Below are 24,928 nucleotides of genomic sequence, written 5' to 3' on the forward strand. Positions count from 1 at the left end.
TTATGACTCTTTGACGGGGTAAGCTTTGCGGAGCTTTTGGCGGGCTTTTTCGGTTGTGAACATCCATTGGATCTTTGCGCCATTAGCGTTGCGTTGCTGCTCCCAGGCTGCGACTTCGGCGATTATGGTGTCTTTATTGTCGATACGACGGTCGAGGCATTGGCTGCGCAGGACACCGATCTCGATCTCGACCATGTTGAGCCAACTGGCGTGCTTGGGCGTGTGGTGGAACTCCAGTCGCTTCAGCACCCTTCGAGCCTCCGGGGCTGGAAATGCGTCGTAAAGCGCCCCGGCGGAATGGGTGGAGAGGTTGTCCATCACCACGCGGATGATCGGGGCGTCGGGATAATCGACGTCGACCAGTTCGCGCATGCACTGGGCGAAGTCTTGGTTGGTTCGCCGATCGGTGACCTTCACCCTGCGCCAGGGCTGGTGGGCGTCCATGAAGACAAACAGATTGACCGTGCCGTTTCGGCGATACTCGCAGTCGTAGCGTTCAAGCTGGCCAGGCTTGGCCGCAATGGGCTCGCGCACTTCGCCGATGAGTTGGGTCGGGCTCTCGTCGAAGCAGACCACGGGCCTTTGTGGATCAGGCGTCTCTGCGTAGAGGTCGAGAACATCCTCCATGCGCGCGACGTATTCCCCATCGAGCTTTGGGATGCACCACATGTCTTTGCGCCAAGGTTTGAGATGATTCTCAGCCAGCCGGCGACGTACGGTCTCCGAGGACAACTCGTCATGATCGGTGAGTCGGACCATCTCATCGGCCAGAAGCTCCAGGGTCCAGCGGGCTCGCCCGGGCGGCGGCTTTGAGCAGGCGGTCGCCACCAACAGCGCCTCCTCCTTGCTCGATAGCTTGCGCTCAACACCCGGGCGCGGTTCTTCACTGAGCGCGCCTTCCAGATTGGCTTCCACAAACCGGCGCTTGGTCCGGTAAATCGTCGATCCGCTGACGTTCAAGGTTGCCGCGATCACCTCGTCGCTGAAGCCTTCGTCCGCCGCCACCAGGATCTGGGCGCGCTTGATCTTGCGCGACGCATGGCGTCCCCCGCTCAACAAAACGGCCAGTTGATCACGTTCCGATTGGCTAAGCTCTACGTGAAACTTTATATTCATCGACACCTCCTTCAGCGCGGAGACGCAGATGAATCCGAAAATGAGTCCCTCACTTGACCCGCAAGCCGCAACGGCAAGACATGGCCTTACGCAAGTCCAAGGCCAGTACCTGGCCTTCATCTACGCCTACAGCCGCATCTTCAAACAGCCTCCGGCCGAAGCCGACATGCGTCGCCACTTCGCCGTTACGGCTCCGTCTGTTCACCAGATGGTGCTGACCCTCGAGAAGGCAGGATTTATATCCCGCGTGCCAGGCGCAGCACGCAGCATCCAACTTCTCATCCCACCAGAAGACTTGCCCATTCTACGATAACCCAACCCGTCATAATCTCTGTGGCGCGGTACTAGTTGGCCAATGCCTTGATTGATTAGAAAGTCTCGTTGTGCATCAAGCCGTGCGTCGTCGGTCACGCGCTTGCGAATAGTGTAGCGAAGATTCCTTTCACGAAGATCGAATATCAGCGTAGCGCCACCGCGGAACGTGAACTCCGCCGCCTGGGGGGCATTGCCCGCACTGGGACAGTCTTGCTGTATCTGAACGTCGCGATCAGAAAAGCCCCTTCTTGTCTGAGTGATCTCTATGATGAGCTGTCGCAGGTCCTGCCCATCAGGCCCCGTACGCCGTGTGGTTCGAACGGAATGAATTTCAATGCCTGGGCTCACGCCGTTTTTTAGTTTCGGTCGGCTTAGAATGGTCTCGCGGTTGTCGCTGGGAATGAGATCACGGTGGAAGACGACGCCACAAACCTCCTGCCATTTCGCATCCTGAGATGCGTCTGGGGTCAGGGGCATTCCATTGCCAGAATGCAGATCGTCCGATTCGATCATCCACTTCCAGACAGCCAGCGCGTTTGCTTCGGCAACATTGATTGCCTCCTCGCGGCTGAATTTTGCTTCAAGATCGAGCTTAATCAGATCACGGTCAACTGAAAGAACATGCTGTGGTGCCTCCCAAAGCAGGCTGTCCGGCGCCAGTGACAGGCAGTCCTTCGGCATGATGCCCCGCCTGCGAAATCCTTCGATGATTGCGAGCCGGTAGCCCAGCACATCATCGGGAACAAGATCTTGGTCAGCCGTAATGATGGCTCGCAGAAAGTCACCGAAGCGTAGGTCAACCGGGGGCATATAATCGAGAGCGCGGATACACATCCGCATAACGTGCTCAGCTGACTTGCTCGCCTCGCGTGTCAACCGGGTCACCAAGTCGGGATGAAGGTCTTGCGCGTGTTGGGCATTGGGTCGAATGCCGGCAATGCGTAGAAGGTCGGCGGTCCGCTTCTCATAGATCGACAGAAAGGCATCGAAAACTGCTGCCACGAGTACGGAGCCTCTTTCGTGTGGCTCTGTCATGTCGTCAGTGAGCACGATCGGAGCGGCCTTGCCAGGCTCTTCGTCGATCGCCTCCCGAAGAGCTCCTTCCCGACCAATCGCGTCCCCAAACTGCTTAGCGAGGCCGCTCAACAGCGACCGGTTGTCAAGGCGCCCCCCATCCTTGACGATTTGCGTTCGTACGGCCTCCTCAAGCGTGAAGTGCGAGAACAACGCGACAATGTCGGCGAAGGCTTCGTGGAAAGCAAGGCTGTCGAGGCTTGTCGGCTCCGCAAAACGGCGATGCAACCCGTCGAGAATTGCATGTGTCATCTCATGTACGATGATATCGTGAGACAGGGCTGTAAACACCCAGCTTGCCCCAGCGCTTTGAGCGTTGGCCTTAAAGTATCCAAAAAGCAGCGCCTTTTTTTCGCGGCTGTAATAGGCGTTTGGTTCGCGAAGCGCGTGAGGATATATGCGTAATTTACGCACTGGCCTATAGATATCGCTCTTGGATTTACGCTCGGACTTGGGAACGTAACGCGGCGCCCAGAATACACGGCGACCGAGGGCGCGTTCAAACGTCCGAATAGTTTTCATGGCGACGGCGAAAACCATCTGCTGATGAAACCGCGGATCCCCTTCTGAGGGAGCCAAGCCATCTTGTGCCAGCAGATATGGATCGTTGAGGTCGACAGCTTCGTAAAATTGCCCGCTGACGGGATCAACGTCGATTACTTCCAAATAATCGTTGACGGGCCCGGGGCAAAGAGGCTCCTCATAAGGCTGCTCCCATGGAAGCTTGATCGTAGCAACATTGACCCCAGCACTATCCAGTCTAGTGGATGCTTGCGGATCGAATGCGTAAACACGTAGCCGGCGCATTGCCGGTTGCGGATAGTTTCCGTCAGCCATTGGTTTGACCCTCTGCCTCCGGTGAATATAGCAAATATCTTCTAGTTGAGCGAGCATAATGGGAGCTTTGAATTCAACTTACGGCGTACTGTAAATTTGGTAATATACGCCCGTCGGAAATTACGTTGGGCCGTCAATATTGGCTGCAGTTCTCCAAGGCGAAATGCTGTCAATATTGACGCCCCCAAAGCTGTCGGCGCGACCGTCAGCAGCTCGAATGGTGTCATCTACGCTCGACTTCCTGAACGCCGGCGAGTTGCAAACGAAGAAGCGGTTCCCGGGTCTTCAACACCGCAACAACCTAGTTGGTTACGCTGAGAGGGGGGTAGCTCTGAATGGAAAGCGAGTTTGCCCTTCAGTTCGAAGTGGCGGCCGGATAAGCAACTTTAAAGTCACGTCGAGGATTTGATGATCTTCGAGTGCAATTGCTTCACTCGGCCGTGGAAAAGGCTCGCTATGATCTTTGATGGCGGCGTCATTGGTCATGCTGGTTATCCGGACAAGCTACGCGACGCCGCGTACGACATTCGTGCAAATGCGAAATCGGGACCCGTAGAGTTCGTTGACACGACCATCAGCTTCCTGATGCCTGAAAATCCGCCCCGCGCTGGACGCAGTGCCTTTCTCGATTGAGCTTCCGGATGGATCGGGCTATCTATTCAAACCCGAGCGCCACCTGGTTGGGGCTTGGCAGCAGGACGCCAATCTTCAGGTCGACGACCCGCCGTCCTGGCACGAGTACCCTTACAGGAGTGGACGATTTAGCCTTGATTGTGGGTGCGAAGGTGAATGCCCAAAGTGGCAAACTAAGCGCATCGAACTTCGTCCTGCCAAGCGAAGCGGGTTCGGCCCCACCAGGCAACGTCGAGGATAGGCCGTTGCTATGTTACTGTACCGTTTAAGGTGTTGGTATCGCCGGTTTCGCTATCGCGCCAGAAGGAGGGCTCGGGACTGGCTCCACCACACGAGGTATCTGTTCAACTTGTCTTGCCATCTAGTAGAGCGACTGCGACATGAAGAGCGCGATCATTGCCGCTACCGCATTTAACAGACCAATAATCAATATGTAATCGAAGGCTAGTGGGACTCTGAAGTCGAAGCGTAATCTGATTATAGCATAAAAACTGGCGGTCGCGATCGCGACCCCCGTCATTACCGCAATATATGCGGTTGACACACCTGGCGTCTTTGCTTGGCCACGAGCCACATAATGAAGCAGCACCACGCAGATCGCCACGGAAATGATCGAGTGAACAATGTTATAAGGCAGCCATCCACCGAAGATCTTGCCAGGTGACGACGTCAGCGCGGGATTATAGATTCCATAATCGGAAATCAGCTGAGCATAATCGAATGCCAGAACTAGCAGAATAATGAGCACGAGTTTCCCTGCATGTTTCTCTGTGAGGCTCCTGACGGTAATTTCCGTGCCGGCGGCGCCTGGTGGCAGCGACAGGAAAAGGAACGTGGAAGCCAAGAGTACCGGGAAGCATTGAGCTACCACGTATATGCTCGACGCCCTCAAAGCTTCGCCTCCATTAGGCCAGAACGTGAGTGGCTGCGCTCCGTTCAGGGCGTCAACGATCGGCGCGAGCATGGGAACAGCGAAACAAAGCACCGACAAGGCAACGATCGAAAAAAGCCCAGCAACTATCAAGCCTCTAAACGGATTGGGCTTGGGCGGAAGATCCACTCCAAGCCTGGAGGCGAGTGTCCGCAAGGCGGCGCCACCATCTTTTCTGACGGCTGCGATCGCCATCACGTAGATCATTTCCCTAAACAGCGCCATGGATTCTGCTGACGACTTGCTCTTCAAGTTTGTAAAGGAGTTGGAGCGTCGCTTGAGTTCCGCGTCGTAGAAGGAGAGGTCGGCGATATTACGTATGGAGGCCTCCCAGGTCGGGCTAGCCCAGAGTTCAATCTCTCTTAGTCGATCGGCGTCGGTAGGAAGCTTGGCCCAGAGCTGAACTGAAATGTCAGTTGCCGTTGTCGCCACGATCCGCGGAACTCCCACAAGTTCATGGAACACGTCTCGCTGAAGGTTCGCAATCTTCGAAAAGCCCGGAATTGACTGGTTGGTCAGACCCATGAAAGCAGCGGCAATGAAGAGCGGGTAGGGCACCGAGTCGATGTATGCCTTCATCTTGTCAGCCTCTGCCGTGACACGCAGCCATCCGGAGATGATTGACGGAGAGACGAGGCAGGCAATGACATATCCGGCAAAGGTGACTGCAAGAAACAGCAAGAGCGTTGCGAGGTACTTTTGAAACCCAAGGAAATGCCGGACGCGCAAGTTCGGCACTGCGCCGTACCACGGCTTTATACCAGCGAGCGCAGAGTGCGACTCACTTGGGATTCCCGAATCGGTGAAAATCTGAATCCATGGGGCAAACGGGAGGTTTGCAATGGGTTCGGCGATTGCATTGCGCGATGATTTTGATGGTCCTGCTCTGCGGCAGTTCGCGAAAGGGACCAAGGATGCCGCTCAAGCGCGGCGGCTTCTGGCGTTGGCGGAAATTTATGACGGCGGCTCGCGTACAGATGCGGCCCGGATCGGGGGCGTGACCTTGCAGATTGTTCGCGACTGGGTCGTTCGTTTCAATGAGCACGGGTCGGCCGGGCTCCTCAACGGCAAGGCTCCCGGCAATCGGCCCAAGCTGAATGATGATCAGCGCCAGGCCTTGGCCAAGATTGTAGAGCGTGGTCCGATCCCGGCTATCCACGGTGTCGTTCGGTGGCGGCGCAAGGATCTGGTCCAATGGATCTTCCAGGAATTCCGGATCTCGATGGACGAGACCACGGTTGGTCGCGAATTGAAGGCTCTCGGCTTTGCCAAGCTGTCTGCCCGGCCGCGCCACTACGCCCAGAATGAACCCGAAGTGGACGCTTTTAAAAAGAGTTCCCTGCCGCATTGGCAGCCATCAGAAGCAGCCTCCCGAAGAATACCGAGATCGAACTCTGGTGGGCCGACGAGGCGCGCATAGGTCAGAAAAACAAGATCACCCGCCGATGGGCTCGCCGTGGCACCCGACCTTCAGCGCCGCTGGATCAACGGACGATGTGGGCGTACATCTTCGGTGCCATCTGCCCCAAGAAAGGTAAGGGCGCGGGCCTCGTATTGCCCTATTGCGATACCGACGCCATGAATCAACATCTGCTGGAAATCAGCCAGGCAGTCGATGACGGCGCTCACGCGGTCCTCATCCTCGATCAAGCCGGATGGCACGTCACGCCGAAGCTCAGCGTCCCTGACAACATCACATTGCTGTTCTTGCCGCCGCGTTCGCCTGAATTGAACCCTGTCGAAAACGTCTGGCAGTTTATGAGGGACAACTGGCTGTCGAACCGCATCTTCACAGACTACGAGGACATCGTCGCTCACTGCTGTGCCGCCTGGAACAAACTCGTCGCGCAACCCTGGAAGATAATGTCCATTGGACTGCGCGAGTGGGCGCATCGGTTTTGATCAATGCATGTTGGTATTAGGTCGTCATCTTGGTCGTTTAGCTCACCGTACTTGCCAATTTGGAAGCACATCAATAGCGCAGCCCCGACCCAGAACTGGAGTGACGACACCAATTCGGCCATTGTCGCGCCTCATCTATTGGGACAAACACCATTCGGACATGCTTGTGCCATGACTAGCGTCGCGTTCCAATGTGGAAAGAACGCGCAGGGTGTAGCAAATGTTATGCTGTAGACGACCAAGGCCAATACAATCCTAGTCATCGGTCGCGCTCCTGTTACTCAATTTATATTAGCAACTTTGAATTTAGATTCAAATAGTATTTTGCGGACCAGGCCTCCAATAGCTGTTTGGGACCCGCAACGTCTGATACCAACGAGCGCTAATCAAAACCGGTGCGCCCAGTCACGCATTCCAATCGACATGATCTTCCACGGCTGAGCGACCAGCTTGTTCCATGCGTCGCAGCAATGGGCGACGATGTCCTCGTAATCTTTGAAGATCCGGTTGGACAACCAGTTGTCACGCAGAAATTGCCACACGTTCTCGACGGGATTTAATTCGGGCGAGCGTGGCGGCAGGAAGAGCAGTGTGATGTTGTCGGGCACATCGAGCTTCGGCGTGACATGCCACCCCGCCTGATCAACGATCAGCACGGCATGAGCGCCGTCATCGACGGCCTGGCTGATTTCGATCAAATGCTGGTTCATGGCGCTGGTGTCGCAGTAGGGAAGAACGAGACCCGCACCTTTGCCCTTCTTGGGGCAGATAGCGCCGAAGATATAGGTCCACATCGTGCGTTGATCGTGTGGTGCCGAAGGCCTTGTTCCCCTGCGTGCCCATCGCCGGGTGATCTTGTTCTTTTGGCCTATCCGAGCTTCGTCGGCCCACCAGAGCTCAATCTCGACGTTCTTCGGGAGCCTGCCTTTGATGGCTGCCAGTGTGGCGGGGAACTTTTTTTAAAACTCTCCAGGTCGCCTTCGTTCTGGGCGTAATGGCGCGGGCGGGCAGACAGCTTTGCAAAGCCGAGCGCCTTCAATTCGCGGCCAATGGTCGTTTCATCGACGGATATCCGATATTCTTGGAACAGCCATTGAGCAAGATCCTTGCGCCGCCAGCGCACAACGCCATGCACCGCCGGTATCGGGCCACTTTCGACGATCTTTGCCAAAGCCTGGCGATGCACGTCGGAAAGCTTTCCTTGATTGCCGGGTGCTTTGCCATTGATGAGCCCCGACGGGCCACGCGCATTGAAGCGAATAACCCAGTCGCGGACAATTTGCAGGGTCACGCCTCCGATCCTGGCCGCATCGCTGCGGGAATGGCCATCATAGATTTCGGCAAGGGCAAGAAGCCGCCGAGCCTGTGCCGCATCCTTCGTGCCTTTGGCCAACGCCCGAAGAGCGAAGCCGTCGAAGTCATCGCGCAGTGGAATTCCTGATGTCATCCGCAAACCTCCGTTTGCGGTATTGATTCAGAACTCAACTGATTTGGAAACCTCAAAAAGAGTCAGAGATCGCTCACGCTGGTATGAGGGCTGAAACCTGCTATCGAAGCGCTGAATGATGTCACTACGAATGCTTGCAACTCGTGAGCTAACGGGAACTCTCACGGCAAACATCTCCTACGTGCCGACTACCGCGCCAATAACACGGAGATGATTTCTTTTAAAAACGAAGCCTAAGTCAGCCATTCGATCTATTGCTGAAACATAGACCAGTCTCCGTCGCGCGAGCGAGACATTCTTACGGTATTCTATAAGAAGGTTTCTGCGTGACATAAGTAACTTTTGCGAGTAGGTTGCAAAAAGTACCATATTAAACGCAGGCGAACAAGGCTTGGGCGTACATTGCGCCCGGGGAGGGCGATTGTGGTTGATTATACGCTTGCCGAAGCTGCGGTCCTGCGACCGGACCCTGATGATGCTTCCATCGACGTTACGGGACTTTTGGAAGGGGAACAGGTCTCGGCCCTGCGGGAGATCGGACCGTGGATGAAAATCTCGCTATTTCGCGATGGCCGGCAGTTTCTTGGCTGGGTTCACTCCGCCATTCTTAAAAAGTCAGAAGCTATAACATTTGATCTCTTCGACGAACCGGATGGCCAGTCCAGAAGCGTTAAGGGCTCAATCCTGACTATTCGTCTGTCGCTGCCGCCGTGGCAGAAGGTCGATGTCTTGATCGAGGACGGAACGGTCGAGTCAGGGTGGCTGAACACCGCTTCAACATCGTCACCTACGGTCCCAAAGGGAGACGCCGATGCCAAGCCAGAAGCTGCGGGTGAGTTAGTGCTGGGAGTAAATGATGTTTATCGGCCTCACTTGCTTCTCGCTGAAGAGCGAACTGAAATAGACGCGGCGGCCCTAGCGGCAGTGATCAACGCGGAGGCCGCAAAGCTCGCAAATGGTGAATGGGATAGGAATAGCAAAGCTTCCACGAGCACCGCAGCCGGATTAACCCAATTCCTGGCCGCGACCTGGCTCGGAGAAGCCAAAAAAAGCCGAACTTACTTGAATGAACATGCGAGGCGCGAAGGGTATGTCACCGACGCCAACGCGATATCTCCTGGCAGCGAAGACAAATTGCTCAAGCTGCGGTTCGAACCGAAAATGTCAATCGTCGCGGCAGCAGAATACGGAGCTTCCAACCTGAAGGCCCTCATTGCCGCTGGCCTAGTCGACGACGAGACAGGTGACGACGAAAAGGCTCAGTTCATCTATCTTGCGCACCACGAAGGCCTTGGGGGCGCGACGGCTTTTCTGCGGGGAAACAAGGGCTACACGTTCAGCGATTTGGCGAAACAAGTAGGTTCGACGAAGGCCCAGAAATACCTCGATGCCGCCGGCGGTAATGCCGCACAGGCCTATCGAAACTGGCTTAACAGCTACATCCAAGAGCATATTCAGCCGGAACGCTATAGAAAGGCAGCTGATGTCGAAGCTCCTTTGTTAGGAAGCGATGCAGCCAAAGAACTTTCTCAATACGATGGCACGCCCATCGTCCTGTCAGAGATGAGCCGCAATACCGGGTTAGCAAAGGCCGTGCAATGGCGGCTGTCCGAGCTAGGCTACCTCGATCCTCCCGCCGATGGAAGTTTTGGACCGGTATCAACTTGGGCTTTGACCGAGTTCTGTGCGAGCAACAATATCTCGCTCAAAAATGGGTTCAACCGATCTGTGGCCGAGCGACTTATTTCCCCAGCCGTTCTCCTTCCCGAGATCGCTGCGAGTGGAACCTGGTTCGACAAAGTTATAAGCTACATGCGAAACAGAAAGTATTTCATTTCTCGCCATCCGGATTGCAAGAACATCGTCTATCTCGAAGGTGCGAACCAGGACGGAACACTGAATGACGATGCACCCAATAAGTTCAACGACCTCCGGATTTTCTTTAGAGGCTGCCTCAAAAAGAAGTGGGTGATTTCAACAGGTTGTGATTCCTTCGGATTTGCGAAGATTCGATGGAGTTCACGATGGCCTGGACCGAAACCACCCGTCGGCAATATGCCCGGCGAGCAGCACGCTATGCAAGCGATATGACGGATAGAGAATGGCGAATTGTCGAGCCGCTCCTACCTGCGCCCCGTCGACTTGGGCGACCGCGAACAACGGTGCTGCGTGAGGTCATGAATGCGCTTTTGTATATCGCCTCGACCGGCTGCCAATGGCGGATGCTGCCAAAGGACTTTCCGCCGTGCTCGACGGTTCAGCGATACTTCTATGCGTGGCGGGGTATTGGGCTTTGGGCCCGCATCAACCACCATCTAGTGATGGCGGCGCGCGAACTGGAAGGCAAAGAGGCCAGTCCTACGGCAGGCGTGATCGACAGCCAAAGCGTCAAAACCACCGAAAGCGGCGGCATTCGAGGTTACGACGCCGGCAAAAAGATCAAGGGCCGCAAGCGCCATATCGTCGTCGACACACTCGGCCTGCTGGTTGGCCTCATGGTTCACAGCGCCGATATCCAGGACCGCGATGGCGCTCCCGATTTACTGAAATCCATTTGTCACAGATGGCCATGGTTGCTGCATGTTTTCGCCGACGGTGGCTATGCGGGCGACAAATTGAAACGGAAGCTGAAGAAGGTCGGTCGCTTCACGGTCGAAATCATCAAGCGCAGCGACAAGACCAAAGGCTTCGAAGTGCTACCACGCCGTTGGGTCGTCGAGCGAACATTTGCATGGCTTGGAAGGTGCCGGAGATTGGCGAAGGACGTCGAAAACTCCATCGCTTCAGCCGAGGCATGGATCATGATCGCCCATATCCGCCTCATCACTAGACGTCTCGCAAGGTATTGTTACCATTGAACTCTTTTCGAGTCCGACTCTTAGTGTGGGAGCTGATGGGCAGGTAAAACTGCAGAATTCCATATGGGAAGGAACCACCGAACCCGGGAAATTTTGGACAGTGAACCCAATGAACCCAAAAGGCGCTGCCCGGATCGCTTTCAACCAGTACAAGGCATGGGTGGTCGGAACCCATCATCCAAACTCGGCCTCAGCACACGAGGCTCTGGTACAAGTTGAGCCCATTACGGTTTGTCGCGACCTGAACAAGGATTTCAAGAGAACTGGCGATGAACTAGACACCGGTCTGTTCGCGATCAATCAGCACTGGGGCTACGACGCGCCAAAAGATGACCTTGGTCGCACAAGCGCTGGCTGTTTGGTCGGGCGAACAAAGGATGGGCACAGAAAGTTCATGCAGTTGATAAAGGCCGATCCTCGCTACCTTGCCAACCATTCTTACCGCTTCCTTACAGCGGTGATGCCTGGAGATGAAGTGCTGCGATAGGCAAGTGGCGTATGTTTGTTCCCGGCGGCCCGAAGAGGTGGACATGCGCCAGCGCCTTCTACTTCTTGGCGATGACTTCCGGATCGCTCATGAAATCCGTCCGCCGGCCGGCTCGCGACCGCGCTTCTGGAAGCCATTGGGGAGCGTTCACTCTCAATCTGCAGACCGGGGTTCACACTGGCGACGCCGCGGACAATATCTTCAGCAGCATCGAAGCATTTGCGGGATCGAACTTCAACGATACTTTCTTTGCTTCTTCTTCTGCTGACAACCTTAACGGTGGAGTTGGCACGCTCGATACGATTGACTATTCGCTATTCGCTCTCCAGCGCTGCGGTTGACGTCAACCTGACGACCAATACCGTAAGCGGTGGCGATGGGGCGGGCGACGTTCTGAGCAGCTTCGAGCGCGTCGTTGGCTCGTCCTTCGCCGATACCTTGGGCTCTTCCACTTCAGGGCATGCTCTCGTCGGAGGAGCAGGAGACGATATCTATCTTGCCGGCATATTCCACCGGCACTCGTCCGGGGAAGAAGACACCCATCTCGTTTACCGCTTCCTCAATGCGCTTGCTGAGGTGCTCGGAAGCGACAGCATAGTCGATGAAATCGCGATCCGATGCATAGGCGGCTGTTGGCAGGGTGTGAGCCACGAAGAAGCCCAAGAGGGGGCGAAGTTGGTGCTCTACCATCAACGCGTGACGATCGCCGCCGCCTGTTGCGGTGATGAGGATTGGCTTAGATTTCAGCTCATGCGGATCGATGAGGTCTATCAGGTGCTTGAAGAGGCCCGGATATGAGCCCTTGTAGGTCGGCGCGCCGATGATAAGGGCATCGGCGGCGACAATTTCTTGCAGCACATGTTGAGCCTTTTCATCGAGCTGCTTGCGCCAAAGGGCAGCGCCAAGCGATGGCCCGACATCAATCATGTCGTAGACGTCGAAATTAAAGCCATACCGGCCACTTACGACTTCGGCGACATGGCTGACCAGCGACCGAGTTTTCGAAGGCCGATTGAAGCTCCCTGCAATCCCGACGATGTTTGGTGTTCTCGTGTTTTTCCTCTCGATGCAGTCTTAAAGCTTCGTTTGCCTTAAAGGGCAACGCCGTCCAAGACCTCGGCGATACCCCTGGTGCCCGGCGCGTGGCCCTCTAGCGCAAGCCTCGCTGCTGCTTGTTGGAACGCGGTGTTGAGAGGGGCCGCTACGCCGTGGATGCGGCTCAGCCGGACTATCTCGCCGTTCAGATAATCGACCTCGCTCGAAGTCCCGCGGGTGAAGCTTTGCCAGGTCGACTGCTGGCCGGGCTTGATGCCGCTCTCTGGTGCGACCCGCCAGGATGAGATGTCGATTTTCCACTCCGAGGGGGCCGCCGGATCGTAACCGGCGGCCATGAGAACGGCACGTGCCTCTTGCGCCAGGCCGGCTGCGGCCTTTGAACGGATTTCGGGAGGGCCTGCGAAAAGCTCGACCGCATTGGTGACGTTATGCTCCAGCTTGGCCGCCTTCCATCGCCGGATGTCGGGGCGCGCTTCGGCGAGATAGCCCGCGTTTGAAAGATCCGCGACGATCGACAAGGCCGTGTCGTCGAGCCCGTCGGGGTGGCGTCCCAGGGCGACGATGCCGACATTCGGCTCGCCTCCGACAACGACCTCGCCGGTGACGGTGTAGCGCGCCGGAATGCGGATGCTGGCAGCATAGACACGATCGAAGCGCCTCAGTGCGATGTCTTCTGCAGCCAGCCCGTTTTGCAATGTCACGAGGGGCAGTTCGGATGCAAAGCCTGCACCCTCGACCTGCCGCCAGGCCCAGAATTCCGTGGCCGACTCGACATCCTGTGCCTTGACCGCAAGGACTAGAATATCATCCGGCTGAAGCGCCGGTGGCGTAGCCGTGTCGGCGGTGGTGAGCCGGAGCACACGGTGTCCGCCCGGCCGGCGATACGAGAGACCGTGAGCGGCGATATGGGCAATCTGGGCGCCGCGCCCAACGAGCACATAGGGGATGCCATGGATCTCGAACTCGGCCGCGAGGCTCGCGCCGACTGCACCGGCGCCGATGATGATGTAGCGTGTCATGTTCAGGCCGTCTTCAACACAGTGAGATTGACCGGAGGCGCCGATGATGCGTCGCTTTCGCTCTTCCAACGTTCGAAGGCAGCGCGCCCGAGAATGGAGATGGAGGTGTCTTCCTGGGGGGCATGGACGAGCACCGATTGAATGTCCCGGAAATGGCGCTCCAGCCCCAGTTCGTTCCCGAGGCCGGGATTGCCGATGCCACGCACGGCGATCTGCACCGCGTCGCGCAGCTGCCGGCCTGCAAGCAGCCGGGCCCGGATGTGCTTTTCTGCCTCGGCTTGCTTGTCCTTCAGGGCATCGAAAATGATTTGCCGGGCGCCGGAGACGAGAAGGTCGATTTCGCCGGAAAGCGTCACGAAGCGTTCGGTGCGGGCGATCGGATGGCCGAGGTTGGTCGGAACACGTTCGTGAGCAAAGCGGATGAACGCCTCCTGTGCCGCTTCGGCCACCCCGAGATAGAGCGCGGTCAGCGCCAGCGTGATTGCAGCGTGCGCGCGGTTGTCCTGTTGCGCAACGGATGGATCGACCAGATCGATGACATTTTCCAGCGGGATTTCCACGTCGGTGTATTCGACATCATGAGAACCGGAGGCCCGCATGCCAAGGTTGTTCCAGTTCTCGATGACGCGAATGCCGGGAAGCTCGTTCGGAACGACGAATGTTCCGACCCGGGTGGGTGTTTCATCGGTGTGTGCCCAGACCAGGAAATGAGTCAGACCGTGCGCACCGGTGACGAAGCGCTTGCGGCCGGTGATCGACCAACCGGATGCGGTACGACGGGCAACCGTCGCCGGCAGGCCGCCACGGGCGGGCGAGCCGAGTTCCGGTTCGACACGCGCGGCATTGAGCAGCAGCGGATGCTGCCTGGCCTGAGTAAGCAGGCGCTTGTAGAGGTCCTCGGGCCAATGGCTTTTCGTTGCCTGACCGAGGTGATTGAAGATCGTCATGGCGCTGATCAGCGCGACCGATGGATCACCGCGGCCGAGGGCCGCAAGGATCGTTGCGGCCTCGTGGAGTGTTGCGCCGGCGCCGCCATATCTCGCCGCGACGGTGCTTTCGAGCAGGCCGCTTTGATGAACCGCCCGGATACCCGTCCAAGGAAAATCCCCGGTCCGGTCCGCCTCGGGAGCTGCGTCCGCAAGAGCGCGCGTCGTCGCGCTCAGCAGACGTGGATCGAAAGCCGTCTCGCGCGCGATCATCAGGCGGCGGCCTTCTTCTTTGCCTCTTCCCGCTCGCGTATGCCCTCGCGCACGAGGGGCAGGATATAGCGTCCGTAATCGACGGCATCGTTGAAATTGTCATAGCCGCGGATGGAGATCAGGTCGGCGCCGAGATCGATATAGTCGAGGATGGAATCGGCAATGGTGCGCGGTGATCCGACCAGTGCGGTCGTGGCGCCGGAGGCGTTGGTCGCCGTGACCGTCGGATACCAGAGTGCGCGATCATGGACGTCGCCACGCGCGGCGATATCAAGGAGCCGCTGCGATCCGACATTGGCGGGGCGAGGGGCAGAGGGCGGCGCGCGATGAAGGCCCTTTTCCCGGTTGTCCTTGAGACGGTCGAGCACCCGGTGTGCCTTCTCCCAGGCCAGTTCGTCGGTTTCCGCAACGATCGGGCGGAAGGTCACCCAGATCCGCGGCCGGTCCGTCCTGCCTGCCGTTGCCGCCTCGGCGTAGATACGTTCGATCTGCTGCTTGGTTTCCGCCAGCGGCTCGCCCCAGAGCCCGAAAATGTCGCCCAGTGATCCCCCGATGCGATACGCGGCATCAGAAGAGCCGCCGACAGAGATCGGGATCAGCCCGTTCGTTGGGCGCACCGCGCTGCGGAACTGCTTGAACTGGTAATATTTCCCATCGAAGTCGAAAGGCTCTTCCGACGTCCAGGCCTGACGCAGGATCCGGATATATTCTTCCTGCCGCTCGTACCGCTCCTCTTTGTTGAGAAAGTCGCCTTCGCGGGCCTGCTCGTCATCGCTGCCGCCGGCAATGAAGTGGACGACGACGCGGCCGCCGCTCAACTGATCAAGGGTGGCAAGCGATTTGGCAGCAACCGTCGGGTAGACGGTATTGGGCCGCAGCGCGACGATGATCTTGATGTTCTTCGTATGCGCGAGAACCGTGGCGCCGATCGTGAAAGGGTCGAAGGACGAGGAGGAGTATGGGATCAGCGTGTAGTTGAAGCCGTAGTCGTCGAGGGCGCGCGAGTAGCGCTCGAGATAGCGGGGATCGACCGGAGCGTCGGGAAGAGGATTGAGATCGTTCGAGGCGTTGGGAAAGCTGACGCTGATGAATTCCGCGGACATGGGAGCTCCTCTGATTGTCGATGGTGGTCGAAAGTTAGGCGGCAGCCAAAGGCTAAGGAAGACAGGTCTTTCTATTTCTACTGAAACTATAGAAAATATCTCTAACCCGCAGCTCCCTGCTTTAAGATCCGGTGTAGGTTTTACCAGTCCGGTGACCAGCCGAGGCTCGGGGCGATGGTCCCGGCAAGGTCGGTCAGCAGCTGGATATTCTCGGCGAGGCCGAAGGCCGGCGGCAGGAAGAAAACGATCTCGTCGGCCGCAGCGAGCCCAGGATCACTCAGCACCGCTTCGATTACCTGATCCGCTGTCCCGTGGAAGACGGGCGAGATCTGGCTTCCAGGCGGTTGGTTGGTTCGCGAGCTCGGTTCGAGAGCGCCCTTCGGCCGCGATGCGGCGATGCCTTGGGTACGGCGCTCGAGATCATAGGCTGCGTATTTCTCGCGAAGCTCCGGCGTCGTGCCGACCAGGACCGAAGCCGCCACGGCGACAGGCGGCGGCTCGCTCGTCCGCTGCTTTCGCCAGTTGGCCCTAAAGGCCTCGATGCAACGGGCCTGATAGCTTCCGAAACTCTCACCCTCGGCGTGGTCGTGCTGTACGGTTCCGGCGATCAGGCCGATGCCGAGTTCGGCGGCCTGGATCGCTGACCCGAGGCTGGCGGAACCTTGACGGATGCGCGAGCGAAGGGTCGGACTGTGCGGTGTCACCCTCAGTTGGCTGCCTTCCGCGACACCCTGGCCTGGTTCTGCGACGGTGTGCAGAACCTCGCCGGAGATCGCGGACAGGAAGCGCGCCTGACGGCGCTTGGCTTCCGTCCTGGCGTCGGTGTCGACCGTGCCGAAGACGGCATCGAAGGCTGCGTTGGCGCCGGTCGAGATCGCCAGTTCCAATCGGCCCCCAATCAGGAGGTCGGTAGTGCTTGCGGCTTCCGCCAGCAGGATAGGGTCCTGATAACGCATCGGAATGACGGCAGAACCCAGCACGATATGGCTGGTATGCTGACCTGCCGCGGCGAAGAAGGGCAGCGGCGAGGATAGATAGTGGTCGAAATGCCGCTGATAGGCCCAGCCTGACTGGTAGCCCAGACGTTCGGCCGCCTTGAAAAGCTCGATGCCTTCCCGCAAGCCGTGTGCGGGGCCGATTTCATCGGTGAACGAGACACGCGTGTTGAACCCGAGCCGCTTCCTCGGACGGAATGACGCCAACGGTGTCGGGGCGGGGGCGATGACGGTCATGCGATCTTTTCCCCATTGAAGATCTGCCGCTGCTGCAGGGGCTGGGTTCGCGCAAAGCGCGCGGTCCCTGACGGGATGGGATCGATTCCAGCAGCGAGCGGGTGTAGGGCTGGCGGGGCGTGTCGAAGATCTCTCCGACAGTACCGTGCTCGACGATGCGACCGCGCTGCATGACAGAGACCGTGTGGGCAAGCTGGCGCACCAGCGCCAGATCATGCGACACGAAAACATAGGTGAGGCCGAGCTTGACCTGCAGCGACAGCAGCACTTCGACGATGTCGGCCTGAACGCTGACGTCGAGCGCCGAGGTAGGCTCGTCAAGCACGATCACATCGGGTTTCAGGACAAGCGACCGGGCGATGGCAACGCGTTGGCGCTGGCCGCCCGACAAGGCGGCCGGCTTGCTGGACAAGAGATGCCCGCCCAGCCCGACATCTGCGAACGCCTTGTGCACCGCGAGTGCCCGCTCCTGATGTGTTCCGATCCTGAAGCGGTCCAGCGGCTCGCGCACGATTTTCTCGACGGTCCAGGTCGGATCGAGGGATGTGAACGGGTTCTGATAGACAAGCTGCAGGTGCCGCCAGACAGAGCGAAGCTGCTCGGGGGACCGACCGTTCACCTGTTCGCCGCCAACGGCGATCTTTCCGGTATCGGGTTGCTCCAGCCCGAGCAGAAGGCGGATGGCCGTCGTCTTCCCGGATCCGGATTCCCCGACCAGCGCATGCGTCGTGCCCGCCTGAACCTCGAACGAGACGTCGTTGACGGCGGTCAGAACCTTGCCGTCGACGGTGAAATTCTTTGTTACGCCGCTGACCTCGATCTTCGGTGCCTTTTCGCGCCTCGCGACAAGGTGCCGGAAACCGGGCTCTCGCAATGGCCTGTAACGGTCAGGATTGAGCGCCGGCACGTCGCCATGGAGTTTTCTGGCGTAGGACGAGGAAGGGGCGGAGAATACTGTAGCGGTGTTTCCGGCTTCCTGGATCGCGCCGTCCTTGAGGACGACAATAGAATCCGCGCGCTCGGCTGCGATCGCCAGGTCATGGGTGATCAGTAGAAGGCTGATCTGCAGCTCCTCCTGCAGCTTCGACAGCAGGTCGAGAATGCGCTTTTGGATCGTCACATCGAGTGCGGAGGTCGGCTCGTCTGCGACCAGCAGCGACGGCCGCGGCAGAACGGCGAGACCGATCAGAACGCGCTGGAGCATGCCGCCGGAAAGCTGGTGGGGGTAGGAGTCATAGGCACGCTGCGGATTGTCGAGCCCGACCTGCGCGAATGTCTCCAGAATGAGCGCCTTGCGAAGCGCCTTGTCCGGTTCGTCCAGCAGTGCGGCGGCTTCCATTGCCTGCGCGCCGATGGTGCGAACCGGGTTCAGAGAATTGCCGGGGTCCTGCGGTACGAAGCCGATCCTGCGTCCCCTGAACGGGCGAAAGCGGCGCTCAGGAAGCCCCAGAAGCTCCTGGCCATCGAATTCGACGCGGCCGGTGGCGTGCCCCGTTGCGGGAAGCAGCCGCAGGACGGCGCGGGCGATCGTCGATTTGCCCGATCCGGATTCGCCGATCAGCGCGAGACTTTTGCCGCGTCCAAGCTCGAAGCCGACACTGGTCACGACCTTGTGGGTACCGTAGGCCACCGACAATCCTTCGGCCCGCAGCAACGGGGAAGATGGGCGATTCAAAAACGTGGTCAGTCTGTCTTGCGGAGCCATCGGCTGATCCTGTTTACAGAGAGAACGGTTGCGATCGTGACGAGGGCCGGGGCGTAAACCAGCCAGGGCCATTTGAGGTAATCCTTGCCGATCGAGATCAGCAGGCCCCAATCGGAAGCAGGCGGCGGGTCGCCGTAGCCAAGGAAGGCAAGGCTGGCGATCACCAGGATGGAATCGCCGAACTGCAGGACGGCAAGCGGCAGCACCGATCGCGATGCGTTCGGAAGCACGTGGCGCCACAGAATGTGCCAGCGCGATCCGCCGAGCAGGAAGGACGATTCGACGAATGTCGCCTGCCTGGTCTTGATGACTTCGGAGCGCATCACCCGGGCAAAAAGGGCAACGGCGGAGACGCCCGTCGCGATTGCTGCATTGGTCGTGTCGAAACCAATTGCGGTGACGACGATGACGGCAAGCAGGAATTTGGGGATTGCCAGCAAGACATCGACGAGGCGGGCAAAGACAGTGTCCACCCAGCCGCCGAAGAAACCGGCCAGCAGCCCGATAATTCCGCCGGCGACAACGCCGATCACGACCGCGATCAGAGCGCTCGCCACCGATGAGGCCGTGCCATAGACGACGCGTGCGTAGAGGTCGCGGCCGAGATGATCGGTGCCGAACCAGTGCGCTGCACTTGGGCCGAGCAATTTCTGGGCGGGGGTGCCGTTCACCGGATCGTAGCTCGTGAAGAGGCCAGGCGCCAAGGACCAGGCGATCGCCAGGGCGACGACCAGGAACGACAGGATCACGACTGGCGGGACACGCAGGCCCGTTAGGCGGCCGATCAGCGGCACACGCGGAATGGAAGAAATCGAGGCGAGCGTCATGGGGTCACCGCCTTCGATATGGGAAGAGAGCTGTCATCAGCGGTCGTCGGGCGACGCGGCTGCGTGCCGAGGAGTTTCACGCGAGGATCGAGCAGCGGGTAGGTCAGGTCGGCGATCAAGTTGACGACGACGAAGACCACCGCCGCGAGCGAAACGACGGCCTGTAGGACCGGCAGGTCCTGAGTGCTGACCGACCGCTGCACCAGGCTGCCAAGCCCGTTGCGGCCAAACACCGTCTCGGTGATCAGCGAGCCCCCGAGCAACTCGCCGATCGTCAGAGCGACGACCGTGATGACGGGCAGCGATGACGGCTTCAGCAGGTGCATGACGAAGAGCCGCATCTGGCCAAGTCCCCGGCCGCGTGCGACTGCGGCGTAGTCCTGGCCGGACTCATGGTCGAGATTGGCAATCAGGACTTCGGCAATCTGCGCCGAGATCGGAATGCCGAGGGCGATCGCTGCGAAAATCGTTGCCCAGAAGCTGTCGGGCTCGATGACGCGAAAGACGCCGAGCTGGAAACCGAAGAGGTGGATCAGCACCAGTCCGATCACGAAGTTCGGAACCGACAGGAACAGCGAGGGGAAGCCGCGCAGCAGACCCTGTCCGTAGCGTCGGGGCAAAAATTGTGTGCCGTAAGCGATGATCGTTGCCAGGAAAAGCGCGACCGCAAGGCCGGCCGAGGCAAGCACGAGGGTCGATGGCAGAACCTCGCCGATCAGCGTCGCCACTGGTCTGTTGGTCCGCATCGACAGGCCGAGATCCCCTGTCACGAAGCCGGAAAAGGCGTTCCAAAGCTGCACGGGGATCGGCTTGTCCAGTCCCTGCGCAGCGATGATCTCCTTGATCTCATCCGGCGTGAAGCCGTTTTGCGGGTTGTTGAGGACATTGGTAATCGGATCGCCGGGCAGGATGCTGACGACGACAAAGGTGAAGACATAAGACAGCAGGATCACGACGATCGCCTGCAGCAGCCGTTTTCGGGCATAGTTGAAATAGGCTTTGCTCATGCCCATCACCTCTGTGTCTGTTGAAATGCCGGGCTATTCGCTCTTCGTTGCCGTGTAGTAGCTGGCATAGGCGACGCCGTTGTAGATTTCGCCCTTGAGCTTCGGCGTCTGCACGTAGATGCGCTGGACGATCTGCGTTCGCGGAATGAAGTAGCCCTGGTCGAGGACGTATTTCTGCAGCTCGTCGAGAAGCGGCTTGCGAGCGTCGATGGAGCCGGCGCCGGCGATCTTGTCGCGCAGATCGTTGAGGGTCTTGTCGCTCTCGTCGAGCGCAAACCAGTTCTCGCCATTGTTGGCGCTGGTCAGAATGCCGGCGACTGTGCCGGCGTCGATGAAGGAGCGCGTCACCTCATAGGCAGGCACTCCGGCGCCGCCGTACTTGACCTTCTGGCCGAACGTGACCACGTCATAGGCGCGGATATTAACCTTCCAGCCGATCTTGCCGAGCTGCTGCGAAATCAGTTCGTCGATCGACTTCGATGTTGCGAGGTAGGGATTCGAATTCAGCGTCAGCAACAGCGGCTTGCCATCCTTGACGCGGATGCCATCCGAGCCCTTCTTCCAGCCTGCCTCGTCGAGAAGCTTCTCCGCCTTTTCAGGATTGTAGGCCAGCAGCGCGCTCTGGTCGGTCGCACCCGGAACGTTGCTCTGGATGAAGGAGGTCGCAAGCTTCCAGTCGGGCGTATAGACGGTGTCGATGATTTCCTGGCGATTGATGCCGGCCTGAAGCGCCTGGCGAACCTTCACGTCGTCATAGGGGGCAAGCTTGGTGTTAACAGCCCAGCCGTTGACGAAGCCGAGATAGCGGGGCGTCGCCACCGTCAGGCCTTCCGACTTGAGGGATTCAAGCTCCTGAGGCGACGCGTTGTAGGCGACGTCGGCCTGGCCGGACTGGACTGCCGCAACGCGCAGCGACGGTTCGGAGACGAGCTTGTAGGTGATCGTATCGAGATGGGCGGGACCGGTCTGGCCGACCGCTGTCGGGCCCCAGTTGTAATCCTTGCGCCTGGCGAGCTTGACGTAGTCGCCCTCCTTCCAGGACTCGACGACATAAGGCCCGCTGCCGGAGGTCTTGCCCAGGTCCGCCTGGGCGCTTGCCGGCGAGGCGATGGTCTTCGGGGAGATGAGGATCGAGCCGTGGTAGCCGAGCGTCGGGATGAAGCCGAGGGTCGGCTTCTTGAAGAAAACCTTAACGGTTGCCGCATCGACGGCTTCGGCATGATCGTAGGTTTTGGGGAACAGGCCGATTGGATTGATGCCCTCGCTCTTGCGCCCGGCATACCAGATGTCGAGATTGGCGACGACGGCTGCCGCATCCAGCGGGCTGCCATCGGAGAAAGTCACGCCGGTCTTGAGATGCAAGGTGAATTCGGTCGCATTGTCGTTCTGCTCCCAGCGTTCGGCGATCCACGGGCTGACCTTGCCATCGGCATCGACGTAGAGAAGCTTGTCGGTTACATGACCCCAGATATGGCCCTGAAAACTGGAGATCGCGCTGTTGTTGGGGATCCAGGTGTCGCCCAGGGAGTCGATCAGGAACACGACGTCTCCGCCATCATGCGCTCCGTCCTCAGCCAGGGCCGGGGTTACACTAGCTGTCGCGACCAGAGCGGCAAATGCCAGTGCAGAGGTGGCGGTCAGCAGACGACGACGGGAAAGAAGAGGGCGGAAAGAGCGGTCGTTCATGAAGCGGTCCTGTTTGGTTGCCGGGCTGACTACGAACAGGAGCCTATGGTAGTGGATCGATTTCGAGAAAGACTGGTTGTTCTTTTTCGACCAAATTTGTAGATTATTTTATCAGCGCAATCTGAAGCACGAGGATCAGGATTTCCAGCAATTGCTAGCGCGATGAGCTCATCGCTCAGGCGTTCTGTTCCTCGATGAACGCCATCCCGTCGAGAATGCGCACCGGCGGCAATTCTCCGGCATAGCGCTGGACATCGACCTTTGTCAGCTGTCCGGTCGAGGCCTGGGCAAGCTGCGACGTGCCGGCATCACGGGTGAGGATATTCGGGTTGCCATGAATGCACATGGCGATCTCGGCATCGGCATCATCAGGCTCGAACCAAGCTCCGGTGGCAAGCTGCATCACTCCAGGTTTCACATCCGCGCTGATCACCGCAGCCGCCAGGCAACTGCCGCGGGCGTTGAACAGCCTGACGATATCGCAATCCGAAATGCCACGCTCTGCCGCATCCACCGGGTTGATGCGCACCGGTTCGCGGCCGTTGATCTTGGTGGAGCGGCTGAAGTCGCCGTAGTCCAGCTGACTGTGCAGGCGCGAGTGCGGCTGATTGCAGACGAGATAGAGTGGATAGCGGCCCTCCGCCGCCTTCGCCGTCGGGTCCGGTTCAAACCAGCGCGAATGGCCGCGGCAATCGTCATAGCCAAAGCTTTCGATCGTTTCGGAGAAGATCTCGATCTTGCCCGATGGCGTGGGCAGCGGATTGGCGTCCGGATCGGTCCGGAATGCGCGCGCAGGGCCACCATCGTCAGGTTTTACCGGGAGTTGCAGTTCGCCCATCTCCCAGAACGTCTCAAAATCCGGCGCGGGGTGACCAGCGGTGGCAAGTGCCGCGCGTGTTTTCTCGAAGAGGAAAGCGAGCCACTCGCGGTTCGACCGGTTCTCGGTGAATTCGCCGCGCTTGCCGAGGCGCTCTGCGATATCTGCGAATATCTCATAGTCATCGCGTGCTTCGCCGACTGGTTCGATCAGCCTCTTCATTGCGATCATTATCGGATCATGGTCGGCCGCGCCGATATCGTCACGCTCAAGCGTCGTGGTCGCGGGCAGGACGATATCGGCGTGGCGTGCCGAGGACGTCCAGGCCGTCTCGTGCACGATGATCGTCTCGGGCCTCTTGAACGCCTGACGAAGCCTGTTGAGATCCTGATGATGATGGAACGGGTTGCCGCCCGCCCAGTAGACAAGGCGGATGTCGGGATAGCACAGAGCCTGGCCATTGTAGTGAAACGCTTCGCCCGGGTTCAGCAGCATGTCGGCGATCCGTGCGACGGGAATGAAATCCGGCACTGGATTGTGGAATTGCTTGAGCGTCGGCAAGGGAACGGCGAGCTGGCTTTTGCCGATGTTGCCGAGCGCGCCGAGCGAATAGGAAAAGCCGCCGCCATCGAGCCCGATCTGGCCGAGCATGGCCGCGAGCACGATCCCCATCCAGACCGGCTGTTCGCCGTAGTCGGCGCGCTGCAGGGAATGGCTGACGGTGATCAGCGTTCGGGCGTTGGCCATGCGCCGCGCCAGATCCACGATCGTCTGGGTCGCGATACCGCAGATACCGGCTGCCCATTGCGGGCTCTTCTCGACGCCATCCTCGCGTCCCAGCAGATAAGCCTCGAAGCGTGGATAGCCTGTCGTATAGCGGTTGAGAAATCCCCGATCGTGACGTCCCTCGCTGACGAGGACGAAGGCGATCGCCAACATGAGCGCGACGTCGGTTCCAGGGGTGACCGGCAGCCATTCGGCATCGAGATCACTCGCAATGTCATCCTTGAGCGGGCTTATGAGTACGAAGCGGGCGCCGCGCGCACGGGCACCGCTCAGCGCCGGGCGCACGACGTGCCGGCTGATGCCGCCGCCATGGACGTCGGTGTTCTTGACCGCCATGCCGCCGAAGGCAACGATCAGCTCGCTGCTGCGTTCGATTGCGTCCCAGGTGACGCTCTTTCGGTCGAAGGTATCGTAAGGACCGAGCACATGCGGAATGATGACCATCGCCGCGCCTGAACTGTAGGTATTGACCGATCTGACATATCCGCCGAGCACGTTGAGGAAACGATGGATCTGGCTTTGGGCGTGATGAAACCGCCCTGCGCTGGACCAGCCGTACGAGCCGCCGAAAATGGCCCGCGGTCCGGCTTCGGCGTGAACACGGCGAAGCTCGTTGGCGACAAGATCGAGCGCTTCCGGCCAGCTGACCTCGACATAACCGTCGCTCCCGCGTTTCGCGGCATTATCGGGCCTGCCTTGAAGCCAGCCGCGCCTGACGGCCGGGCGCCGGATGCGGGCGGGGCTATGGGCGATTGCGGGCAGATTGCCGAGCAGGGGAGATGGGTGTGGGTCGGCGGGATGCGGGCGGATTTCGAGGGCTTCGCCCTGATGCCGTCCAAAGAATGCGCCCCAATGAGAGCTGTGGGGTTTGAAGCCGTCCATCGCACCGTC

19 protein-coding genes and 2 pseudogenes are annotated in these 24,928 nt (G+C 59.1%); 7 read left to right on the forward strand and 14 right to left on the reverse strand.

Annotated elements, in window-relative coordinates; genetic code table 11:
* Complete coding sequence (locus WGT02_RS23190) at window positions 1–1,116, reverse strand: IS630 family transposase (protein WP_208245192.1); 1,116 nt, start codon at window positions 1,114–1,116, stop codon at window positions 1–3.
* A 28-nt stretch (window positions 1,117–1,144) separates the two neighbouring features.
* On the opposite strand from WGT02_RS23190, the gene WGT02_RS23195 reads away from it, so the two are divergent.
* Window positions 1,145–1,429, forward strand: coding sequence for a LexA family transcriptional regulator (locus WGT02_RS23195; RefSeq protein ID WP_225039569.1), 285 nt, complete (start codon window positions 1,145–1,147; stop codon window positions 1,427–1,429).
* Here the strand turns inward: WGT02_RS23195 and WGT02_RS23200 are convergent.
* Entirely contained in the window at window positions 1,318–3,342 is a 2,025-nt protein-coding gene (locus WGT02_RS23200) for a hypothetical protein (protein ID WP_208246944.1), read from the reverse strand. The genes WGT02_RS23195 and WGT02_RS23200 overlap by 112 nt on opposite strands.
* A gap of 456 nt (window positions 3,343–3,798) precedes the next feature.
* On the opposite strand from WGT02_RS23200, the gene WGT02_RS23205 reads away from it, so the two are divergent.
* Entirely contained in the window at window positions 3,799–3,975 is a 177-nt protein-coding gene (locus WGT02_RS23205; RefSeq protein WP_208246946.1) for a hypothetical protein, read from the forward strand.
* 361 nt (window positions 3,976–4,336) lie between these two features.
* Here WGT02_RS23205 and WGT02_RS23210 read toward each other — a convergent pair whose 3' ends face one another.
* On the reverse strand, window positions 4,337–5,644 hold the full coding sequence (locus WGT02_RS23210) for a hypothetical protein (protein ID WP_208246948.1): 1,308 nt from the start codon (window positions 5,642–5,644) through the stop codon (window positions 4,337–4,339).
* A gap of 103 nt (window positions 5,645–5,747) precedes the next feature.
* On the opposite strand from WGT02_RS23210, the gene WGT02_RS23215 reads away from it, so the two are divergent.
* Window positions 5,748–6,808 (forward strand): IS630 family transposase gene (locus tag WGT02_RS23215; RefSeq protein WP_112334090.1). Its coding sequence is split into 2 segments (ribosomal slippage): window positions 5,748–6,240 and window positions 6,240–6,808, totalling 1,062 coding nucleotides; the frame shifts between segments, so codons are not numbered across the junction.
* Window positions 6,809–7,194: 386 nt separating this feature from the next.
* Here the strand turns inward: WGT02_RS23215 and WGT02_RS23220 are convergent.
* Window positions 7,195–8,255 (reverse strand): IS630 family transposase gene (locus WGT02_RS23220; protein ID WP_208245220.1). Its coding sequence is split into 2 segments (ribosomal slippage): window positions 7,195–7,763 and window positions 7,763–8,255, totalling 1,062 coding nucleotides; the frame shifts between segments, so codons are not numbered across the junction.
* A gap of 423 nt (window positions 8,256–8,678) precedes the next feature.
* Between WGT02_RS23220 and WGT02_RS23225 the strand changes: the two genes are divergently transcribed.
* From WGT02_RS23225 to WGT02_RS23240, 4 genes and pseudogenes are all read left to right on the forward strand, one after another.
* On the forward strand, window positions 8,679–10,346 hold the full coding sequence (locus tag WGT02_RS23225; protein ID WP_208246950.1) for a peptidoglycan-binding domain-containing protein: 1,668 nt from the start codon (window positions 8,679–8,681) through the stop codon (window positions 10,344–10,346).
* Window positions 10,280–11,113 (forward strand): IS5 family transposase, encoded by an 834-nt coding sequence (locus tag WGT02_RS23230; protein ID WP_208246952.1) that lies wholly within the window; start codon window positions 10,280–10,282, stop codon window positions 11,111–11,113. The genes WGT02_RS23225 and WGT02_RS23230 overlap by 67 nt, the downstream gene beginning before the upstream one ends.
* Window positions 11,114–11,177: 64 nt before the next feature.
* Window positions 11,178–11,600, forward strand: a pseudogene (locus WGT02_RS23235) (hypothetical protein); the annotation flags it as partial.
* 11 nt (window positions 11,601–11,611) lie between these two features.
* Complete coding sequence (locus tag WGT02_RS23240; protein ID WP_024318167.1) at window positions 11,612–11,941, forward strand: hypothetical protein; 330 nt, start codon at window positions 11,612–11,614, stop codon at window positions 11,939–11,941.
* Window positions 11,942–12,053: 112 nt separating this feature from the next.
* On the opposite strand, the gene msuE is transcribed toward WGT02_RS23240, so the two are convergent.
* From msuE to WGT02_RS23290, 10 genes and pseudogenes are all read right to left on the reverse strand, one after another.
* Window positions 12,054–12,638, reverse strand: coding sequence for an FMN reductase (msuE, locus tag WGT02_RS23245; RefSeq protein ID WP_208247908.1), 585 nt, complete (start codon window positions 12,636–12,638; stop codon window positions 12,054–12,056).
* A 53-nt stretch (window positions 12,639–12,691) separates the two neighbouring features.
* Window positions 12,692–13,675, reverse strand: coding sequence for a ketopantoate reductase family protein (locus WGT02_RS23250; RefSeq protein WP_024318169.1), 984 nt, complete (start codon window positions 13,673–13,675; stop codon window positions 12,692–12,694).
* A gap of 2 nt (window positions 13,676–13,677) precedes the next feature.
* Window positions 13,678–14,874 carry an acyl-CoA dehydrogenase family protein gene (locus WGT02_RS23255; protein WP_208246963.1) on the reverse strand — a complete coding sequence of 399 codons (1,197 nt, stop codon included), beginning with the start codon at window positions 14,872–14,874 and terminating at the stop codon, window positions 13,678–13,680.
* A complete protein-coding gene (locus WGT02_RS23260; protein ID WP_024318171.1) occupies window positions 14,874–15,977 on the reverse strand; it encodes an LLM class flavin-dependent oxidoreductase in 1,104 nt (367 codons plus the stop codon). Before WGT02_RS23260 ends, WGT02_RS23255 begins: the two co-directional genes overlap by 1 nt.
* A 140-nt stretch (window positions 15,978–16,117) precedes the next feature.
* Window positions 16,118–17,209, reverse strand: coding sequence for an LLM class flavin-dependent oxidoreductase (locus WGT02_RS23265; protein WP_208246965.1), 1,092 nt, complete (start codon window positions 17,207–17,209; stop codon window positions 16,118–16,120).
* A pseudogene (locus WGT02_RS23270) lies at window positions 17,206–18,914 on the reverse strand (ABC transporter ATP-binding protein). The gene WGT02_RS23265 and the pseudogene WGT02_RS23270 overlap by 4 nt, the downstream one beginning before the upstream one ends.
* Window positions 18,893–19,741, reverse strand: a complete 849-nt coding sequence (locus tag WGT02_RS23275) for an ABC transporter permease (RefSeq protein WP_024318173.1) — start codon at window positions 19,739–19,741, stop codon at window positions 18,893–18,895. The pseudogene WGT02_RS23270 and the gene WGT02_RS23275 overlap by 22 nt, the downstream one beginning before the upstream one ends.
* Complete coding sequence (locus WGT02_RS23280; protein WP_024318174.1) at window positions 19,738–20,748, reverse strand: ABC transporter permease; 1,011 nt, start codon at window positions 20,746–20,748, stop codon at window positions 19,738–19,740. The genes WGT02_RS23275 and WGT02_RS23280 overlap by 4 nt, the downstream gene beginning before the upstream one ends.
* Window positions 20,749–20,781: 33 nt before the next feature.
* Window positions 20,782–22,434, reverse strand: a complete 1,653-nt coding sequence (locus tag WGT02_RS23285; protein ID WP_208246969.1) for an ABC transporter substrate-binding protein — start codon at window positions 22,432–22,434, stop codon at window positions 20,782–20,784.
* Window positions 22,435–22,609: 175 nt separating this feature from the next.
* Entirely contained in the window at window positions 22,610–24,919 is a 2,310-nt protein-coding gene (locus WGT02_RS23290; protein ID WP_024318176.1) for a molybdopterin guanine dinucleotide-containing S/N-oxide reductase, read from the reverse strand.
* Window positions 24,920–24,928: the final 9 nt, after the last annotated feature.

It is taken from the genome of Rhizobium sp. T1470, assembly GCF_042140505.1.
GTDB classification, from domain to species: Bacteria; Pseudomonadota; Alphaproteobacteria; order Rhizobiales; family Rhizobiaceae; genus Rhizobium; species Rhizobium favelukesii.

Excerpts from the sequence above, each read along its gene's own strand:
- WGT02_RS23190 (WP_208245192.1), bottom strand. The coding sequence starts at position 1,116 with ATGAATATAAAGTTTCACGTAGAGCTTAGCCAATCGGAACGTGATCAA.
- WGT02_RS23195 (WP_225039569.1), top strand. The coding sequence starts at position 1,145 with ATGAATCCGAAAATGAGTCCCTCACTTGACCCGCAAGCCGCAACGGCA.
- WGT02_RS23200 (WP_208246944.1), bottom strand. The coding sequence starts at position 3,342 with ATGGCTGACGGAAACTATCCGCAACCGGCAATGCGCCGGCTACGTGTT.
- WGT02_RS23205 (WP_208246946.1), top strand. The coding sequence starts at position 3,799 with ATGATCTTTGATGGCGGCGTCATTGGTCATGCTGGTTATCCGGACAAG.
- WGT02_RS23230 (WP_208246952.1), top strand. The coding sequence starts at position 10,280 with ATGGCCTGGACCGAAACCACCCGTCGGCAATATGCCCGGCGAGCAGCA.
- WGT02_RS23240 (WP_024318167.1), top strand. The coding sequence starts at position 11,612 with ATGTTTGTTCCCGGCGGCCCGAAGAGGTGGACATGCGCCAGCGCCTTC.
- WGT02_RS23250 (WP_024318169.1), bottom strand. The coding sequence starts at position 13,675 with ATGACACGCTACATCATCATCGGCGCCGGTGCAGTCGGCGCGAGCCTC.
- WGT02_RS23255 (WP_208246963.1), bottom strand. The coding sequence starts at position 14,874 with ATGATCGCGCGCGAGACGGCTTTCGATCCACGTCTGCTGAGCGCGACG.
- WGT02_RS23260 (WP_024318171.1), bottom strand. The coding sequence starts at position 15,977 with ATGTCCGCGGAATTCATCAGCGTCAGCTTTCCCAACGCCTCGAACGAT.
- WGT02_RS23265 (WP_208246965.1), bottom strand. The coding sequence starts at position 17,209 with ATGACCGTCATCGCCCCCGCCCCGACACCGTTGGCGTCATTCCGTCCG.
- WGT02_RS23275 (WP_024318173.1), bottom strand. The coding sequence starts at position 19,741 with ATGACGCTCGCCTCGATTTCTTCCATTCCGCGTGTGCCGCTGATCGGC.
- WGT02_RS23280 (WP_024318174.1), bottom strand. The coding sequence starts at position 20,748 with ATGAGCAAAGCCTATTTCAACTATGCCCGAAAACGGCTGCTGCAGGCG.
- WGT02_RS23285 (WP_208246969.1), bottom strand. The coding sequence starts at position 22,434 with ATGAACGACCGCTCTTTCCGCCCTCTTCTTTCCCGTCGTCGTCTGCTG.
- WGT02_RS23290 (WP_024318176.1), bottom strand. The coding sequence starts at position 24,919 with ATGGACGGCTTCAAACCCCACAGCTCTCATTGGGGCGCATTCTTTGGA.